Source organism: Kitasatospora sp. CMC57 (assembly GCF_045866025.2).
GTDB lineage: Bacteria > Actinomycetota > Actinomycetes > Streptomycetales > Streptomycetaceae > Kitasatospora.
Window position 1 is genome coordinate 5,864,131 of record NZ_AP035881.2, and the last position, 17,196, is coordinate 5,881,326.

Annotated in this window: 16 protein-coding genes; 11 read left to right on the forward strand and 5 right to left on the reverse strand. The window is 73.0% G+C overall.

What is annotated here, in order from left to right; all coding sequences use genetic code 11:
• The first annotated feature begins 140 nt into the window (after positions 1 to 140).
• Positions 141 to 908, forward strand: coding sequence for a VOC family protein (locus ACKUU6_RS26235; protein WP_407991029.1), 768 nt, complete (start codon positions 141 to 143; stop codon positions 906 to 908).
• Positions 909 to 915: 7 nt separating this feature from the next.
• On the opposite strand, the gene ACKUU6_RS26240 is transcribed toward ACKUU6_RS26235, so the two are convergent.
• A complete protein-coding gene (locus ACKUU6_RS26240; protein WP_407991030.1) occupies positions 916 to 1,707 on the reverse strand; it encodes a DUF2470 domain-containing protein in 792 nt (263 codons plus the stop codon).
• Positions 1,708 to 1,775: 68 nt separating this feature from the next.
• Positions 1,776 to 2,399, reverse strand: a complete 624-nt coding sequence (locus tag ACKUU6_RS26245; RefSeq protein ID WP_407991031.1) for a TetR/AcrR family transcriptional regulator — start codon at positions 2,397 to 2,399, stop codon at positions 1,776 to 1,778.
• A 136-nt stretch (positions 2,400 to 2,535) separates the two neighbouring features.
• Between ACKUU6_RS26245 and ACKUU6_RS26250 the strand changes: the two genes are divergently transcribed.
• From ACKUU6_RS26250 to ACKUU6_RS26275, 6 genes are all read left to right on the forward strand, one after another.
• A complete protein-coding gene (locus ACKUU6_RS26250) occupies positions 2,536 to 3,291 on the forward strand; it encodes an SDR family oxidoreductase (RefSeq protein WP_407991032.1) in 756 nt (251 codons plus the stop codon).
• Positions 3,288 to 4,064 (forward strand): SDR family NAD(P)-dependent oxidoreductase, encoded by a 777-nt coding sequence (locus tag ACKUU6_RS26255; RefSeq protein ID WP_407991033.1) that lies wholly within the window; start codon positions 3,288 to 3,290, stop codon positions 4,062 to 4,064. Before ACKUU6_RS26250 ends, ACKUU6_RS26255 begins: the two co-directional genes overlap by 4 nt.
• Before the next feature lie 5 nt (positions 4,065 to 4,069).
• Complete coding sequence (locus ACKUU6_RS26260; RefSeq protein ID WP_407991034.1) at positions 4,070 to 5,035, forward strand: NADPH:quinone oxidoreductase family protein; 966 nt, start codon at positions 4,070 to 4,072, stop codon at positions 5,033 to 5,035.
• Between the two features lie 305 nt (positions 5,036 to 5,340).
• Complete coding sequence (locus ACKUU6_RS26265; RefSeq protein ID WP_407991035.1) at positions 5,341 to 6,435, forward strand: LLM class flavin-dependent oxidoreductase; 1,095 nt, start codon at positions 5,341 to 5,343, stop codon at positions 6,433 to 6,435.
• Between the two features lie 107 nt (positions 6,436 to 6,542).
• Positions 6,543 to 6,848, forward strand: coding sequence for a GNAT family N-acetyltransferase (locus ACKUU6_RS26270; protein WP_407991036.1), 306 nt, complete (start codon positions 6,543 to 6,545; stop codon positions 6,846 to 6,848).
• Complete coding sequence (locus ACKUU6_RS26275) at positions 6,845 to 7,792, forward strand: pirin family protein (protein WP_407991037.1); 948 nt, start codon at positions 6,845 to 6,847, stop codon at positions 7,790 to 7,792. The genes ACKUU6_RS26270 and ACKUU6_RS26275 overlap by 4 nt, the downstream gene beginning before the upstream one ends.
• A 42-nt stretch (positions 7,793 to 7,834) precedes the next feature.
• On the opposite strand, the gene ACKUU6_RS26280 is transcribed toward ACKUU6_RS26275, so the two are convergent.
• Entirely contained in the window at positions 7,835 to 8,539 is a 705-nt protein-coding gene (locus ACKUU6_RS26280) for a metal-dependent hydrolase (protein WP_407991038.1), read from the reverse strand.
• A 216-nt stretch (positions 8,540 to 8,755) separates the two neighbouring features.
• Between ACKUU6_RS26280 and ACKUU6_RS26285 the strand changes: the two genes are divergently transcribed.
• Genes ACKUU6_RS26285 through ACKUU6_RS26295 form a run of 3 tightly spaced genes read left to right on the forward strand, consistent with a single transcriptional unit; the run spans position 8,756 to position 12,312 of the window.
• Complete coding sequence (locus ACKUU6_RS26285) at positions 8,756 to 10,537, forward strand: diacylglycerol kinase family protein (protein WP_407991039.1); 1,782 nt, start codon at positions 8,756 to 8,758, stop codon at positions 10,535 to 10,537.
• Positions 10,537 to 11,499 (forward strand): YihY/virulence factor BrkB family protein, encoded by a 963-nt coding sequence (locus ACKUU6_RS26290; RefSeq protein ID WP_407991040.1) that lies wholly within the window; start codon positions 10,537 to 10,539, stop codon positions 11,497 to 11,499. The genes ACKUU6_RS26285 and ACKUU6_RS26290 overlap by 1 nt, the downstream gene beginning before the upstream one ends.
• A 9-nt stretch (positions 11,500 to 11,508) precedes the next feature.
• The gene (locus ACKUU6_RS26295) at positions 11,509 to 12,312 is read left to right on the forward strand and encodes a phosphatase PAP2 family protein (RefSeq protein ID WP_407991041.1); all 804 of its coding nucleotides are present in this window, start codon (positions 11,509 to 11,511) and stop codon (positions 12,310 to 12,312) included.
• Between the two features lie 94 nt (positions 12,313 to 12,406).
• Here ACKUU6_RS26295 and ACKUU6_RS26300 read toward each other — a convergent pair whose 3' ends face one another.
• A complete protein-coding gene (locus ACKUU6_RS26300) occupies positions 12,407 to 13,582 on the reverse strand; it encodes a cytochrome P450 family protein (protein WP_407991042.1) in 1,176 nt (391 codons plus the stop codon).
• A 141-nt stretch (positions 13,583 to 13,723) separates the two neighbouring features.
• Positions 13,724 to 14,608, reverse strand: a complete 885-nt coding sequence (locus ACKUU6_RS26305) for an LLM class flavin-dependent oxidoreductase (protein WP_407991043.1) — start codon at positions 14,606 to 14,608, stop codon at positions 13,724 to 13,726.
• A 410-nt stretch (positions 14,609 to 15,018) separates the two neighbouring features.
• Between ACKUU6_RS26305 and ACKUU6_RS26310 the strand changes: the two genes are divergently transcribed.
• On the forward strand, positions 15,019 to 17,070 hold the full coding sequence (locus ACKUU6_RS26310; RefSeq protein ID WP_407991044.1) for a family 43 glycosylhydrolase: 2,052 nt from the start codon (positions 15,019 to 15,021) through the stop codon (positions 17,068 to 17,070).
• Positions 17,071 to 17,196 lie beyond the last annotated feature (126 nt).

Genomic DNA, 17,196 nt, shown 5'->3' on the forward strand with positions numbered 1-17,196 from the left:
GGTCACATTCCTCGCCGGTCGCAGCTGCTCCCTCCTCGGCACCGCCGAGCCACGCACTTCCTCGCCCGCCCGCTCATCCGACGTGATCCGAAAGAGAGGCCCTACGCTGAGGACTGCCACGACCGGAAGGAAGGGCTCCGATGAGCGAGCAGACCGTGACCGTGCGCTGTGTGCCGGCCGCCCCGTGTTGGGTGAGCCTGATGGCCCGTGACCTGACGGCGGCGCAGGCGTTCTACGGAGCGTTGCTCGGATGGTCCTTCCAGCCCGGGCTGCACGGGTTCGGGCCGTACTCCCGGGCGGTGCTGGACGGGGTCGAGGTGGCCGGGATCGGGGCCACCGAGGGGGAGTGGCAGCCGCCGGTCGCCTGGACCACCTACTTCGGCACCGAGAGCGCGGACGACACGGCCTCCCGGATCAGGGAGCGCGGCGGCACCGTCGCGATCGGCCCGCTGCCGTTCGACGCGGGGCGGATGGTGCTGGCCTCCGACCTGACCGGCGCGGCCTTCGGCATCTGGGAGGGCGACCTCGGCAGCAACGCGTGGGTCCGGTCGCCGGGTGCTCCGGTCTGGATCGAGCTGCGCACCGGTGACCCGTTCCAGGCGGCGCTGTTCTACGGCGAGGTATTCCGCTGGGACGAGCGCGATCCCGACGACTTCGAGGTGCGGTACGAGAACGAGCGGGTGGTGCTGCGGGCGGAGCACCGCAGCGTGGCGGCTCTGCGCCGGGCCGAGGATGTCGGGGCGCACTGGGAGGTCTTCTTCTCGGTGACCGACACCGACCGGGCGGTCCGCCGGGCGGTGGAGCTCGGCGGCGCGGCGGCGGCTGCGGCCGTCGACACCCCGTACGGCAGGGTGGCCCGGCTGCGGGACAGAGAGGGCGGGCTGTTCTCGGTGATCACCCCGGTCTGACGGCGACTCAGTGGGTGCCGACCTGGGAGAACAGTCGGTGCATCGCCTCGGCCAGCTCCTCGGGGCGGGCGACGGGGCGGTGGAACTCGAAGCGGGCGTCCAGCACCCGGTCCCCGGCCAGCAGCCTGACGCGCAGTCCGAACCGGTCGAGCGCGACCGGCCTGACCTGGTAGCCGCCGTCCGCCGGCCAGGACCGGGGACCTGAAGGGTGGTCGAGGGCCTGGGCTCCGAGCAGTGCGAGCCGGTCGGCGTGGGCCGAGGCGAGGTGCTGGAGGACCGTGGCTTCCTCGGCGGCCAGCGGGTCGGTCGCGGCGCGGCCGAACGCGGCCACGTCCACGCAGCAGTCGGCGCCCCAGAGGTCCTCGACCGCGAGGTGGTCCGGGTCGAGGCGGAGCAGCGCGTACCGTCCGGCGGGGCGGTGCGGGAAGAGTCCGTCCAGCACCTCTGGCGCGGCGGGCCGCAGCACGGTGAGGCGGCCGTGCACGGTGGCCCGGCCGCGGATCCGGTGCGGCATCGCGACCGGGGCGACGTCCACCGCCTCCAGCAGTGCGGCCACCTCGTCCTGGTGGGAGACCGAGGCGATCCGCCGGAGCGGGGAGTCCTGCTCGGCCAGGACGGCCAGCGCACCGTCAGGCAGGACGGCGCAGCGCACCAGGGGTGGCAGGCCGGGGCGGTTGGCCAGGTCGGCCCCGGGCACGTCGAGGATCACCGAGGAGCCGAACTCCAGCAGGGTGCGGGCGCGTTCGGCGGCGGTGGGCACCGGTGCGACCGGGCTGGGCATGGCAGGGATGGCGGGCATCCGTCCTCCTCTGTAGGCAAGGTGAGCCTAACCTAAGCTTTCGGAGGGCGGAAGCCTTTCCTTCGGAGTCAGCCCGCCGCGCCCAGCATGCGCAGCACCAGGACGCCGTAGCGCCGGCCGAGCTCCTCCGGGGTTTCGCTGCTGCGCTCGGTGTACCAGCGCGAGACGTCGATGCCGAGCGAGGTGACCGCCCGGGCGGCGGTCCGGACGTCCTGCACCTCGAACGCGCCGGTGGTCACCCCGGCCTCGATGATCCGGCGGACGGTCTCCTCGATCCGCCGCCGCAGCTCGGCGACCACCGCGAAGTCGTCCTCCGGCAGGGCGTGCAGTTCGTGGTTGACGATCCGTCCGACCGTGTGGCCCCGGGCGTGCCAGCAGGTGAACTCCTCGACCAGCCGACGCATCTGCTCCACCGGCGGCAGGTCGGCGGCCGCCGCGCGCTCGACCAGGTCCAGGGTCGCCTGGTGGCCGGTGCGGCTGATCTCGGAGAGCAGTGCCGACTTCGAGGAGTAGTGGATGTAGAGCGCGGCCGGGCTCATCCCGGCGGCGGTGGCGATGTCCCGGGTGGTGGTCGCGTGGTAGCCGCGCCGGGCGAAGGACTCGACCGCCGCCAGCAGTAGGCGCCGGGCCGCCTCGGTGCGCTCGCCCGCGACGCCTGCGGGCCAGAGGTCGGCGGAGGTTCGGTCGGTCATGCGGGCAATCCTCCCAGACGGCGCCGCTGGTCCCGGCGGGTGGTTGACAGTGTGCGCGGCCGCTTGGATGCTAAGCAAGCGCTTAGTCAGCCTGGTCGACCCGGATTCCCGGGAACTCCGTCGAGAGGGACACGTGATGGCACCGTCGTTGAAGGGCCGGGTGGCCGTGGTCACCGGAGCCAGCCGGGGCATCGGCCTCGGTATCGCCCGGGAGCTGGTGGAGCGGGGCGCCAAGGTCTGCATCACCGCGCGGACCCCCGAGCCGCTGGCCGAGGCGGTCACCGAACTCGGCGGCCCCGACCACGCCATCGCGCTGGCCGGCCGGGCCGACGACCCCGCGCACCAGGCGGAGGTGGTGGCCAGGACGCTGGAGACCTTCGGGCGGCTCGACTTCCTGGTCAACAACACCGGCATCAACCCGGTGTACGGCCCGCTCCTGGACGTCACCGCCGAGCAGGCCGCGAAGATCCTGGGCGTCAACCTGCTCGCCCCGATGGCCTGGACGAAGCTGGCGCACGACGCGTGGATGGGCGAGAACGGTGGCGCGGTCGTCAACGTCGCCTCGCTGGCGGGTCTGCGGGCCGCACCCGGGATCGGGATGTACGCGGTCTCCAAGGCCGCGCTGATCCACCTGACCACCCAGCTCGGGGTCGAACTCGCCCCCGCCGTCCGGGTCAACGCGGTGGCCCCCGCCGTGGTGAAGACCAAGTTCGCCGAGGCCCTGTACGAGGGCCGGGAGGAGCGGGTCGCCGCCGCGTACCCGCTCGGCCGGCTCGGCGTGCCGGGGGACGTGGCCGGTGCGGTTGCCTTCCTGCTCTCCGACGAGTCGGCCTGGATCACCGGCCAGACACTGACGGTGGACGGCGGCGTCTCGCTGGCCGGCGGGCTGTGAGCCCCGCCGCCGTGGCCCTGGCCGGGCGCGGTGTCGTGGTGACCGGCGCCGGGCACGGGATCGGCGCCGCGCTGGCCGCCGCCTTTGCCGCCGCCGGGGCCCGGGTGGTGGTCAACGACCTCGACGCCGGAGCCGCCCGGGCCGTCGCCGACGCGATCGGGGCGTACGCCGTGCCGGGCGACGCGGCCGACCCGACCGGGCTGATCGCCGCCGCCCGCGCGGAGCTCGGCGCGATCGACGTCTACTGCGCCAACGCGGGCGTCGCCCCGGTCGGTGGCGCGGACGCGGGCCCGGCGGCCTGGGCGGCGGCCTGGGACGTGAACGTGATGGCCCACGTCCGGGCGTGCGAACTGCTGCTGCCCGACTGGCTGGAGCGGGGTGAGGGCCGGTTCGTCGGGACGGTCTCGGCCGCCGGGCTGCTCACCATGCTCGGCTCCGCGCCGTACGCGGTCAGCAAGCACGGCGCGCTGGCCTTCGCCGAGTGGCTGGCCGCCACCTACCGGCACCGGGGCGTGCGGGTGCACGCGGTCTGCCCGCAGGGCGTCCGGACCAGGATGCTCGATGAGTCCGGGGCGGCCGGGCAACTGCTTCTGGCTGAAGGCGCGTTGGAGCCATCGACGGTGGCGGACGCGGTGCTGCGGGGGATCGCCGAGGAGCGGTTCCTGATCCTGCCGCACCCCGAGGTGGCCGGCTACTACGCGACCAGGGCGACTGATCCCGACCGCTGGCTGGACGGAATGAACCGTCTCCAGCAGGCACTTGAGAAGGAGTAGACGCGATGCGGGCATGGCAGGTGGGCGAACTGGGCGAGCCCGGTGCGGTGATGCGACTGGCGGAGGTCGGCCAACCCTCACCCGGTGAAGGGCAGTTGCTGGTCAAGGTGCGGGCCGCCGCAGTGAACTTCCCGGACGCCCTGATGTGCCGGGGGCACTACCAGGTGCGGCCGCCGCTGCCGTTCACGCCCGGCGTGGAGCTGTGCGGCGAGGTGGTCGGCGGCGATCGGGCCGGGGAGCGGGTGATCGGTACGCCGCTGCTGCCGGCCGGGGCGTTCGCCGAGTACGCGCTGATGGACGCCCGGGCGGCGTTCGCGGCGCCGGCCGCCTTGGACGACGCGGAGGCGGCGGCGATGCACATCGCCTACCAGACGGCCTGGTTCGGGCTGCACCGGCGGGCGGCGCTGCGGGCCGGGGAGACGCTGCTGGTGCACGCGGCGGCCGGCGGGGTCGGCAGCGCGGCGGTCCAGCTGGGCAAGGCGGCCGGGGTGACGGTGATCGGTGTCGTCGGCGGGCCCGAAAAGGCCGTGGCAGCCCGGGATTTGGGCGCCGACGTGGTGATCGACCGGCGGTCCGAGGACTTCGTGGCGGTGGTGAAGGAGGTCACCGGAGGGCGCGGTGCCGACGTGGTCTTCGACCCGGTCGGTGGCGACGCGTACACCGGCTCGGCCCGCTGCGTCGCCTTCGAGGGCCGGATCGTGGTGGTCGGCTTCGCCAGCGGGACCATCCCGACGCCGGGGCTGAACCACGCCCTGGTGAAGAACTACTCGGTGCTCGGGCTCCACTGGGGTCTCTACGCCGTGCACGAGCCGGCCGTCGTGACGGCGGCGCACGCCGAGCTGACCGCGCTGGCCGCGAAGGGTGTGGTCCGGCCGCTGGTGAGCGAGCGGCTGTCGCTCGACGGCGCGGCGGACGGCGTCCAGCGGGTGGCCAACGGCAGTACCACGGGTCGGGTGGTCGTCCTCCCGTGAGCCTCGCCGCCGCCGCCGACGCCGGCCGGACCAGGGCGGCCCGGGCGTCGGCGGCGACCTGACGTCGTACCGGCGATGTCCGCGGGCGCGGCGCCCGGCGCCCGGTCGGTGGTCCACGGCCACCCCGCGCGGGCAGTGTCGGCAGTACTCCGCTGGTCGCCACGGCCGGGGCCGGCTGTCGCGGGCGCGGCTGAGCAGGGCGTTGACGGACCGGGACAGGTGCACGGCCGGGCATGGCCTGACCCGGGCCGGCTCTAGAGTCGGCAGGGACGGGGCACGCAGACACGGCACAGAGGGTGATGAGAGTGCAGTTCGGAATTTTCAGCGTCGGGGACGTGACCACCGACCCCACCACCGGGCGGACGCCGAGCGAGCACGAGCGGATCAAGGCCATGATCGCCATCGCGCTCAAGGCGGAGGAGGTCGGCCTCGACGTCTTCGCGACCGGTGAGCACCACAACCCGCCCTTCGTGCCGTCCTCGCCGACCACCATGCTCGGCTGGATCGCCGCCCGTACCGAGCGGATCATCCTCTCCACCGCCACCACGCTGATCACCACCAACGACCCGGTGAAGATCGCCGAGGACTATGCGATGCTCCAGCACCTCGCGGACGGCCGGGTGGACCTGATGATGGGCCGTGGCAACACGGGCCCGGTGTACCCCTGGTTCGGTCAGGACATCCGGCAGGGCATCCCGCTCGCGATCGAGAACTACGCGCTGCTGCACAAGCTCTGGCGTGAGGACACGGTGGACTGGCAGGGCCGCTTCCGCACCCCGCTGCAGTCCTTCACCGCCACCCCCCGCCCGCTGGACGGTGTCCCGCCGTTCGTCTGGCACGGCTCGATCCGCTCGCCCGAGATCGCCGAGCAGGCCGCGTACTACGGCGACGGCTTCTTCGCCAACCACATCTTCTGGCCCAAGGAGCACTTCCAGCAGCTGGTCGGCCTCTACCGCGAGCGCTACGCGCACTACGGCCACGGCACGCCCGAGCAGGCCATGGTCGGCCTCGGCGGCCAGGTGTTCCTGCGCCGGAACTCGCAGGACGCGGTGCGGGAGTTCAGGCCCTACTTCGACAACGCGCCGGTGTACGGGCACGGTCCCTCGCTGGAGGAGTTCACCTCGCAGACGCCGCTGACCGTCGGCAGCCCGCAGGAGGTCATCGAGAAGACCCTGACCTTCCGGGAGACCTTCGGTGACTACCAGCGCCAGCTGTTCCTGATCGACCACGCCGGGCTGCCGCTGAAGACCGTCCTGGAGCAGCTCGACCTGCTCGGCGAGGAGGTCATCCCGGTCCTGCGCAAGGAGTTCGCGGCCGGCCGCCCCGCCACCGTGCCGGACGGCCCCACCCACGCCGCCCGGGTCGCCGCGGTCGGCGGGACCGTGGCGGAGGCGAAGTGAGCGACGGTGCGATGCGGCCCTCGGAGCGCTCCTTGATCACGATCTAGTTGAATGCTAAATTATATGGCGGCGGGCCTCCCGGCCCGCCGCCGCACCCAGGAGGAACGATGACGACCACCGTGACGGACCGCCCCGAGAGCTCACGGTTCGAGATCACGGAGGATGGTGAACTCGCCGGCTTCGCCGAGTACTTCCGGCACGAGAACGAGATCGCCTTCATCCACACCGAGATCGCCCCCGCCTTCGCGGGCCGCGGCCTGGCCGGGGTGCTGGCCCGGGCCGCCCTCGACGCCGCGCGCGAGCAGGGCGCGGAGGTGCTGCCGTACTGCCCCTTCATCCGGGCCTGGCTGACCAAGCACCCCGACTACGTCGACCTGGTGCCCGAGGCCCAGCGCGTCCGCTTCGGCCTGTGACCGCCCCGACCGTGCGCGGCGGGCGCGAGGACGTCCCGGGGGGTCCCGTCCGAGAGTTGCTGACGCCCCGTGAGACGGCCCTCGGCGGCAGCACCGTGGTCCGCCGGCTGCTGCCCAACCTCGGGCGGCGGATGGTCGGTGCCTGGTGCTTCGTCGACCACTACGGTCCCGACGACATCGCCGACGAGCCGGGCATGCAGGTGCCGCCGCACCCGCACATGGGTCTCCAGACGGTGAGTTGGCTGCACGAGGGTTCGGTCCTGCACCGCGACAGCCTGGGCAGCCTGCAGACCGTCCGGCCGCGCGAGCTCGGTCTGATGACGTCAGGTCGGGCCATCTCGCACTCCGAGGAGTCGCCGCGCGACCACGCCCCGCTGCTGCTCGGCGCGCAGCTGTGGGTCGCCCTGCCCGACGCGCACCGGCACACCGCCCCCGCCTTCGAGCACCACACCGACCTGCCGACCGTGGCCGCGGCCGGCCTGCACGCCACCGTCATCCTCGGCTCCCTCGACGGCGCCACCTCGCCGGGCACCACGTACTCGCCGCTGGTCGGCGCGGATCTGACGCTGCGTGAGGGCACCCGGCAACGGCTGCCGCTGCAACCCGACTTCGAGTACGCCGCGCTGGCGATGACCGGTCTGACGGAGGTGGACGGTGTCCGGCTGGAGGCCGGATCGATGCTCTACCTCGGCAGCGGGCGCCGGGAGTTGCCGCTGCACGCGCTGGCCGACGGGTCGGTGCTGCTGCTCGGAGGCGAGCCGTTCGAGGAGAAGCTCGTGATGTGGTGGAACTTCGTCGGCCGGTCCAGTGAGGAGATCGCCGAGGCGCGGGCGGACTGGATGGACGGCTCACGCTTCGGCGAGGTGCACGGGTACGACGGGGCGCGGCTGGCCGCGCCCGTACTGCCGCCGGTCCCGCTGAAGCCTCGCGGGCGGGTGCGCTGATCCGCCGGTTGGTCTTCCCGATCGTGACGGTCCGACCGATCGTCAACTCGTGGCGAACAGTGGGGCGAAGGCGGCGAACCAGAGGGCCGCGAAGGTGGCGACGGTCATCAGGGGTACGAAGAACCGGGTCTCCAGGCGGCTGCCGGTTCGGCGGATCAGGACCAGCTCGAAGCGTCGCCGGTACGGCCACAGCAAGGGGACGCCCTTGCGGGTCAGGCAGTCGCCGAGCAGGTGTGTCAGAGCGCCCAGGCCGACCGCGTAGGGGAGCCAGCCCGCGATGCCGTCGAACCAGGCGGCGACCGTCGCGGTGCCGACCCCGGCCAGTCCGACGGAGGTGGTCCAGGCGGTCGGCCCGTGCCCGGGCGGGTGCAGGTGCAGGGCGCGCGCGGCAAGGGCGAGGAGGACGAAGGTCAGACCGACGGCGAAGCGCTCGCCGAGGCGGGTGACGCCCAACCAGGTGCCACCGGTGACGAGGGCCACGAACAGCAGCGAGTGGGTGGCATGGCGGTGGCCACCGCTGAGCTTGCCGACCAGGCGGCACAGCCCCCTGGAGAGCGGACCCAGTAGGTGCGCGGGTGTCGCGTCGTGGTGGTCGAGGTCGGGGAGCAGCGCGGCCCCGGCGCAGAGCAGTGTGCCGACCAGTATCTCGCTGGGCCGCGGTTCCCTGCCGAGCAGGGCCTGCGGCAGGAACGGTGCCGTAGCGGCGTACATCAGTGCCCCGCTGACCGCGTGTGACTGCCCCAGCATGACGGACCCCACCTGCCCCTTCTGCCCCATCGGGCACCGCATGTTCCGCTGGCGTCGGCCTCGGACGGTGTGACGGCTCGACGGCGAGGAGAACTCGTCTGTTACCCACGGTTCGCACTCCCACGCCCGGTTCTGCCGTGCCGGGGGTACCGCGATCTGACGAGCCGCCAGCAGGTGGAACGGGTGAAACGGCCGGGCCGGGGCACACGGGGTCGCATGATGACACCTGGGGGCACATTCGTCGCCCGGCGGATCGTCCCGGCGCTGCTGGCTCAGATCGTCGTGCTCGTGCTGGCCGGACTTCTCGTCACGCACCCGCCGTTCGGCCTCTGGGACCGGAGGGAGCCGACGGTCGTGAGCTGGCTGGCGGAGCACCGGAGCCCCTGGCTGGACCGGGCTTCCGGCTGGGTCTCGGCTGTCGGGTTCACCCCCGCGATCGTCACCGTGACCGCTGCGGCGATGCTGGCGCTCGTGCTGGCAGGGCGACCGCGCCGGTGGCGGGAGGCGCTGTTCGTCGGCGGCGCGGTCGCCGCCGAGGCCCTCGTCTTCGTGACGGCGGCGGCCCTGGTGGACCGGCACCGGCCCGAGGTGGTCCGGTTGGACGGGGCCCTGGCCACCTCCAGCTTCCCGTCCGGGCACGTGGGTGCCGCGACCGCCCTGTACGGGGCGCTCGCGATCATCGCCCTGCGGTCGGCCAAGGGCCGCCGCCGGCTCGTCCCGGTCGGTGTTCTGCTGGCCTGCCTGGTGCCGCTGCTGGTCGCGGCGAGCCGGCTCTACCGGGGGATGCACCACCCGACGGACGTGGTGGCCGGCCTGCTGAACGGCGCTGCGGTTCTCTGGATCATGAGCACGCTCCTGGAGCCCGAACGGCCACCGGCCGCTACCTCCGCACCCGAAGCCGGTGCCGACGGCACGGCTGACGGGAGCCGGGGCACCGAGGAGCGCGCGAACCGCCGCGCCATGGTGGTGTCCAATCCCGCAGTCACCGGGCCGGCCGTTCTCAACGAGGTCCTCGCGGTGCTGGCAGCGCACGGCTACCGGGAAACCCGCCTCGCCGAGACCGACCCGGACGACCTCGGGCGGTCGGCCGCCGCCCGGGCTGTGGCGGACGGCTTTCCGCTGCTGGTCGTCTGCGGCGGCGACGGCAGCGTGACCGCCTGCGCCCAGGCCCTCGCCGGGACCCGGACCGCGCTGGCCGTCGTCCCGTGCGGCACCGGCAACCTGCTCGCCCGCAACCTCGGCCTGCCGACCTCGCCCGCCCGGGCGCTGGCCGTCGCGCTCGACGGTGCGCCGCGCCGCATCGACCTGGCGCTGGCGGAAGGCGACGGCATCGAGCCGACCCTCGTCGGCGCGATGGCCGGGATCGGCCTGGACGCCGCCGTCATGGCGGACACCGGCCGCGACCTCAAGCAACGCCTGGGCTGGGCCGCCTACGTGGTGGGGATCGTCCGGCACCTACGGGACCGGAAGATGCGTCTCGCGGTCACCCTCGACGACGGCGCCACCTTCCACCGTCGGGCGGCCATGGCAGTGGTGGGCAACGTCGGCTCGCTCCAGGGCGGCGTGCGCCTGTTGCCGGAGGCCGAGCCGGACGACGGAGTGCTCGACCTGGTGCTGCTCCAGCCCAGGGGTTTCCTGGGCTGGAGCGCGGCGACGCTGCGGCTGGTGACCGGTCGGCAAGGTCGGCCGGAGCCGGACACCCGGCCCGGCGAACCCCATCAGGACGGCCGACGAGCGCAGCCCGTACGAAGGAGCCTGGAGCACTTCCAGGGCCGCCGGATCACCCTCGTCACGGAGAACGCGAGCCCGCGCGAACTGGACGGCGAGCCGGTGGGAGACGGCCGGCGGCTGTGCCTGACCGTACGGCCGGGCGCGCTGCTGGTGCACGCCCCGGCCGACGGCCGCCCTGACCGGACGGCGGACACTGCACCCGTCCCACTCGCGGCGACGAACCCGGCGGCCGAGGCCCGGACCCACACGGTCGGGGCGGGGGGCTGATGGGTACCGCGAGAAGGGTGCGCGGCCGAGGCGACGACCTGTCGGCCGACGAAGCGGTCGCCGCCCTGCGGGAGCACGGCCGCTGGCCGCTCCTCCGCGACGTCATGGTCCGTTTCCGGTACGCCGACGGGTTCAGCCACGCCCGCGCGCTGGCCTTCCAGACCGTCCTGGCCGTCGTGCCGTTCGCCATCGCCGTGATCGGCCTCTCCGAGGTCATGCACACGGAGCGGATCGCCGAGGTCGCCGAACTCACCATCGAGCGCCTGACCGCCGGACCGAGCGCGGACATGATCCGCGATGTGCTCGACCGCAGCCGTACGCGGGCCGGCTCGGGCGGCACGGTCGCGCTCTGGTTCGGTCTGGTGTTCTCGATGGTCAACCTGGTCACGGCGATGAGTCAGATCGAGCGCGGCGCCAACCGCATCTACGGCATCGAGCGCGACCGCCCGGCCCTCCGCAAGTACGGCCGGGGCGTGGTGATGACCGTTCTGGCCGGGCTGCCGATGGGAGCGGGCTTCGTCGTTCTGGTCGCAGGTCCGGAGATCGCCGCGTCCGTCGCCGAGGTCTACGGGTCGGGCAGCGGCGGTGCCCTGACCGTCTGGTCGGTGCTCCGCTGGCCGCTGGGGTTCGGGCTGGCCCTGCTCTCCACCGTCGTGATCTTCCGGCGCGCGCCGCGCCGCAGGCAGCCGGGTTACAGCTGGCTCGCCTTCGGCGCGGCCGTCCACCTGGTGCTCTGGACGACGGCAACCTGGCTGCTCCGCCTGTACCTGCGGATCAGCGGCTCCTTCGACGCCGTGTACGGCCCGCTCAGCGCGGGCGTCTCGCTCCTGGTCTGGGCGTACCTCACGGCGATCGCGCTGCTCCTCGGCATCTCGTTCGCGGCCCAGCTGGAGGCGGACCGGACCGGCCAACGCACGCCGATTGAACCGGACCCGGGGCCTGGCCAGCCCGAACGCGGGTAGGCGCCCACCGTGAAGACCGATTACCGCCGACTCCTGCGCCGGCTCCCGCACCGACCGCGGCGTGCCGCCGACCGCCGCTTCGGTCGGCGGCTGCTGGTGGCCGTCGGCGCCTTCACGCTCGCCTCGGTACCGGCCGGCGTCCTGCTGGTGCTGATCGAGGCCCGCTGGACGCCCCTGGCCGAGCTCGACCGCGGCGCCGCCGTCCACCTGCACACCGCCGTCCTCCGGCACCCCGAGCTGCTCTCCGTGCTCCGCGCGCTGACCAACTGGGTGTGGGACCCGGTCACGATGCGCCTGCTCGTCACGGCGACCGTGGGCTGGCTGATCCACCGGCGCGCGTGGCGGCTCGCCGCCTGGGCGGCCGCCACCGAGATCGCCGCCGGACTCACCGGATTCCTGGTCAAGGAGGCCGTCGGCCGGGTCCGCCCGAGCCTGCCCGACCCGGTGGCCCTGGCGCCCGGCTACTCCTTCCCCTCCGGGCACGCGATGACCGCCGCCGCCTCCTGCGCGGTGCTGCTGCTGGTCTGGGTGCCGGTGATGCCGCGGTCGCTGCGGCCTGCCGCGTGGGCCCTGGCGGCGGTGTCGGTGCTCGGCGTGGGCTTCACCCGGGTCGCGCTGGGTGTGCACTGGGCCAGCGACGTACTCGGTGGCTGGCTGCTCGGGGTGGGGCTGGTGGTGGCGACGGCATGGGCCTTCGACGCGTGGCGGCGGGAGACCGGCCGCGGCGTGCCGCCGGCGGCGGACGGCCTGGAGCCGGAGCTGGCGAACGCGGGTCCCGAAGGGCCGGAGGAGTCAGCTCCCGCGCAGCGGTGAGAGCACCGGGCGGGTGACGATCCCTGCCTTGGCCGGGCCGCCGACGTCGTGGGTGCGGCGCCGTGTGGTCGGCGGTGTCACGACCGGCCGGCCCCTATGGCAGCACGGGCAGCGCCTCCAGACCCCGCATGAGCCGGGTGTGCCGCCAGTGCAGCTCGGCACCGGGCACAGCCAGGCGAAGTCCGGGGAACCGGGCAGTGATGCGCCGGAAGGCGATCCCGCCCTCGGCGCGGGCGAGGGGCGCCCCGAGGCACCGGTGGATGCCGTGTCCGAAGGCGAGGTGGCCCCTGGTGTCCCGTTCGAGGTCGACCCGGTCCGGGGCGGGGAAGCGTGCGGGGTCGCGGTTGGCGGCGCCGGGCGCGATGAGCACCGGGCAGCCCGCAGGAATCTCCGTGCCGCCGAGGCTGACGGTCTCGGTGGCGAACCGGAAGGTGGCCATGCTCACCGGGGAGTCGTACCGGAGAACCTCGTCCACGGCCGTGTCGATCAGGTCGGGCTCGTCCCGTAGACGGCGCAGCGACTCCGGCGCCTGGAGCAGCGCCAGCAGACCGTTACCGATCAGGTTGGTGGTGGTCTCGTGCCCGGCGACGAGGAGGAGCACCGCGAGGGAGACGAGTTCGTCCTCGCTGAGCCGGTCCTCGCCGTCACGGGCCCGGATCAGGTCGTCGAGCAGGCTTTCGTCGGGGGTACGGCGCTTGGCGGCGAGGAGATCGGCCAGGTAGCCGGCGACGGCATGGGAGGCGGAGTCGATCCGTTCGGGCTGTCCGGCGGCGAAGAGGTCGTTGGACCAGGCGCGCACCGCCGCGCGGTCGGCGTCGGGCACTCCGAGCAGCTGGCAGATGACGGCAACCGGCAGCGGGACGGCGAGGCTCGCGATGGCGTCGGTCTGCTCGCCGGGCACCCAGGCGTCCAGCAACTCGTCCGTCACGCGGGTGATGTAGGGGCGGAGCCGGGCGACGGCGCCGGGCGTGAACGCCTTCGTCACCAGGCTCCGCAGCCGGGTGTGCCGCGGCGGATCGGTGGCCAGCATGCTGTGGGACACGGCGGGGTGCAGGTTGCGTCCCGTGTCCTTGCCCGCGAAGAAGGCCGCCGTGTCCTTGGACAGCCGCGGGTCGGTGAAGGCAGCTCGCGCTTCGGCGTAGCCGGTCACGACATAGCTCGACCGGCCTCCGCCGCTCGGCATCCTCTGGACCGGCGACGCGCTTCGCAGTGCCGCGAGGGTGGGGTACGGGTTGCGGAAGAAGTCCGGGTCCTGAAGTGGGTTGCTCATGCTCATCCTTGGACGTCTCGGGCATCGGTGCCTCGCGCGAGGCCGTCCGGACGATGTCGCTCGCGGAGTACGCCCGTGTCGGCGAGCGTAGCCAGCCGGTCCCGGTCCGGGCAGCGGTACCGGCGCGAACCAGGCCGTGTGTCAGTCCCGTACCTGACGCCCCCACACCTTCAACAGTGCCCCGAGCTGCCGCACCGGCTCCGAACCGACCATCCGCAGCACGACCGTGGCCGCTCCGGCCGCCTCCAGCTCGCGGATCCGTCCGGAGACTTCCTCGGCCGTGCCCGAGACCGTGAACACCTGCTCGGGCGGGCGACCGAGCCAGGCGCCGTGGCCCTCGACGTACGGTCGCAGTGTCCGCGCCACCTGGTCGGCGTCGTCGCCGACGCAGCAGAAGGCGAGCACCGTCATCGTGTGGTCCGCGGAGGCTCCGCCCTTGTCGACCGACGCCCGGGCGCTCGTCACGTCGTACGGGCCGTGGCCCTCGGCGATCAGCGTGCCGTCCGCGACCCGCCCGGACAGCTCCAGCGAGCGGGGCCGCACCACCCCGGCCACCACCGGCGGTGGCTCGACCGGTGGATGCACCAACTGCACACCCGCCAGGCGTACTTCACGTCCGTCCAGCTCGACACGCTCTCCATGGAGCAGCGCGCGCACGGAGCTGATCGTCTCCTCCAGCAGGGCGAGCGGCGACTTCGCCGCGAGGCCGACCGAGGCCATCCACTCCGGTACCCCGTGTCCGATCCCGGACACCAGCCGCCCGGGGAACATCCGCGCCATGGTCGCCAGCTCCATCGCCAGCAACGCCGGACTGCGCAAGGGGGCGGGTGCGATCCCGATGCCCACCCGCAGCCGCTCCGTCGACGCCAGCGCCACGGCGGCAGCCGAGATCCCGCCGTTCCACCCGAGGTCCTCGACCACCCAGAGGTCGTCCACCCCGAGCGCCTCGACCTCGCGCGCGAACCCGGGAAGTCCCTCCGGGGCCCAGTCGCGGTCGTACATCACACCGATCCGAAGACTCGTCATGTCCTGCAACCTATGCCGCGTACGGACGCGTGATCAACGCCCCGTGCGGCGTCAACGGCACGCCGCGAGCGGGGGGTTACGGACGCGCGGGGTGTGCCAGGTCTGCGGCAGCGGGCGGGTGGCAGTCCGGTCGGCTGACGGAACCGATGGCCCCGCGCGCCGCAGATCAAGATTGGGTAACGGCGGTCCCGTCTCTTGTCGTGCCGAATTGTGAGCGCTAACAATTTCACAGGGCCGGAACGGCGACTTCACCTCCCGGTTACCCGAACGACCTGGCGCGGTGCTGCCCCGACCTGCGCGGGACCGGTCCTCGCCCCGCCGTCACCTCGGTGACACCCAGTCGCACCTCTCGTCCGGCGCGCTCGCCGCCGGGCCGGGAGTACCTCCCCTCCTCACCCAAGGGCGGAATCGTGGACATCACCAGACGACAGCTCGGCCGGCTCGCCGCGGCCGGCACCGGGGCCCTCCTGCTGCCGGGGCTGCTGCCATCGAGCCCGGCTGCGGCCGCGCCCTTTCCGGCCGGGACGTGGGGTGATCAGGGCGACGGGACCTATCGCACCGTCCTTCCGGGCGACTTCAGCGACTGGGACTGCATCCGGGTCGGCGACGACTACTACGGCATCACCAGCACGTTCGGGTACTCGCCCGGTATGGCCGTCCTGCACTCGAAGGACCTGGTCAACTGGCGGATGATCGGCGGCGCGGTCGACAACCTCACCAGCATCGGGCCGGAGCTGAACTGGGACCGGATGAACCGCTTCGGCCGTGGCGTGTGGGCCGGGGCCATCCGCTTCCACGCGGGCCGGTACCGGGTGTACTTCAACACACCCGACGAAGGCTTCTTCATGACGTCGGCCCCGTCCCCGACCGGCCCCTGGGATCCGTTGACGGCGGTGTGGCGGACCTCCGGCTGGGACGACCCGTGCCCGTTCTGGGACGACGACGGCCAGGGCTACCTGGTCACCACGCACTACGCGGACGGCTACAAGATCAACCTGTTCAAGCTCTCCGAGGACGGCAAGTCGCTGGTCGGTCCGCCGACGGTGATCCACCAGTCGCCGGGCAGCGAGGCCAACAAGCTCTACAAGATCAACGGTCTCTACTACCACCTCTTCAGTGAGGTGAAGCCGGAGGGCCGGGTGCTCATGATGAACCGGGGCACCAGCCTCTACGGCCCGTACGAGACCCGCCAGTTGCAGCACGTCAACACCTCGGCGGACCGCGAGCCCAACCAGGGCGGGCTGGTACAGGCCCCGAACGGCACCTGGTACTTCGTGACCCACCACGGCCACGGTGACTGGGAGGGGCGCGTGCTGTCCCTGCTCCCGGTGACCTGGGTGGACGGTTGGCCGATCCTGGGCGCGGTGGGTGCTGACGGTATCGGCACCATGGTCTGGACGGGCCAGGTGCCCGTCGGCGGCACGCCCGGTCTGCCGGTCGACGCGTTGCCTCCCGTGGTGACCAGCGACCTGTTCACCGACACCCGGCTCAAGCCGCAGTGGGAGTGGCACTACCAACCCCGCGCCGACCGTTGGTCGTTGACCGAACGCCCCGGCTACCTGCGCTTGAAGGCGTTCGCACCGCTGGCGGCCGACAACCTGACCAAGGCCGGGAACACGCTCACCCAGCGGGTGTTGCGTACGGCGGGCGGCGCGACCGTGACCGTCCGCCTCGAACTGGCCGGCCTCGCCGACGGACAGCACGCCGGGCTCTGCCACTTCGCGGCGACCTACGCCGGGTTGGGCGTCCGGCGCTCCGGGACCACCACCACGATCGCGTACAACGCCGGCGGCAGCGTGACCAACGGTCCGGTGATCACCCAGGACGCCGTGTGGCTCCGCACCACTTGGGACGTCAACGGCGTCAGCCGGTTCTCCTACAGCCTCGACGGGAGCTCATTCACCGTGTTCGGCAATGCCTACCAACTCACCTGGGGCGGTTACCGGGGCGACCGGATCGGCCTCTACACCTACAACCCGGACGGCACCGGCTACGTCGACGTGGACTCGGTGCAGTACGCCGTCGCACCCACCAGGGCGTACCAGTGCGTCAGCGTACGCAGCGGCAAGGTCGCCGACGTCTCCGGGGGGTCGACCGCGGACGGCGCCGGCGTGGTCCAGTGGACCGACAACGGCAAGGCGAACCAGCAGTGGGCCTTCCAGTCCACCGGGGACGGCTACCACACCATCGCGTGCGTCGGCAGCGGCAAGGTACTCGACGTGGCCGCCTCCTCGACGGCGGACGGCGCACGGGTCGTACAGGCGACCGCCAGTGGCCGGACGAGCCAGCAGTGGCAGCTGCGACCGCTGACCAGCGGCGCGTTCGTCGTGGTCAACCGCAACAGTGGCAAGGTGCTCGACGTCGGCAGCGGCAGCACCGCCGACGGTGCCGCGCTGATCCAGTACCGCGACGTCGGCAGCTCTAACCAGCAGTGGACCTTCCACCGCGTCACCGGCCAGTAGCGGCTCGGTACCGAGGCACCGGAAGCCTGGTCCGCCGCTGGTCCGGGGCCGGAACGGAGGTCAGCTGTTCCGGGCGCTGCCTGTCGGCGCGGCGGCTGTGGGTCGGGTCGTAGCCGATGCCCTCGC

Excerpts from the sequence above, each read along its gene's own strand:
- ACKUU6_RS26240 (WP_407991030.1), bottom strand. The coding sequence starts at position 1,707 with ATGCCCGCCATCCCTGCCATGCCCAGCCCGGTCGCACCGGTGCCCACC.
- ACKUU6_RS26285 (WP_407991039.1), top strand. The coding sequence starts at position 8,756 with ATGATGACACCTGGGGGCACATTCGTCGCCCGGCGGATCGTCCCGGCG.
- ACKUU6_RS26290 (WP_407991040.1), top strand. The coding sequence starts at position 10,537 with ATGGGTACCGCGAGAAGGGTGCGCGGCCGAGGCGACGACCTGTCGGCC.
- ACKUU6_RS26235 (WP_407991029.1), top strand. The coding sequence starts at position 141 with ATGAGCGAGCAGACCGTGACCGTGCGCTGTGTGCCGGCCGCCCCGTGT.
- ACKUU6_RS26250 (WP_407991032.1), top strand. The coding sequence starts at position 2,536 with ATGGCACCGTCGTTGAAGGGCCGGGTGGCCGTGGTCACCGGAGCCAGC.
- ACKUU6_RS26305 (WP_407991043.1), bottom strand. The coding sequence starts at position 14,608 with ATGACGAGTCTTCGGATCGGTGTGATGTACGACCGCGACTGGGCCCCG.
- ACKUU6_RS26260 (WP_407991034.1), top strand. The coding sequence starts at position 4,070 with ATGCGGGCATGGCAGGTGGGCGAACTGGGCGAGCCCGGTGCGGTGATG.
- ACKUU6_RS26270 (WP_407991036.1), top strand. The coding sequence starts at position 6,543 with ATGACGACCACCGTGACGGACCGCCCCGAGAGCTCACGGTTCGAGATC.
- ACKUU6_RS26300 (WP_407991042.1), bottom strand. The coding sequence starts at position 13,582 with ATGAGCAACCCACTTCAGGACCCGGACTTCTTCCGCAACCCGTACCCC.
- ACKUU6_RS26280 (WP_407991038.1), bottom strand. The coding sequence starts at position 8,539 with ATGCTGGGGCAGTCACACGCGGTCAGCGGGGCACTGATGTACGCCGCT.
- ACKUU6_RS26245 (WP_407991031.1), bottom strand. The coding sequence starts at position 2,399 with ATGACCGACCGAACCTCCGCCGACCTCTGGCCCGCAGGCGTCGCGGGC.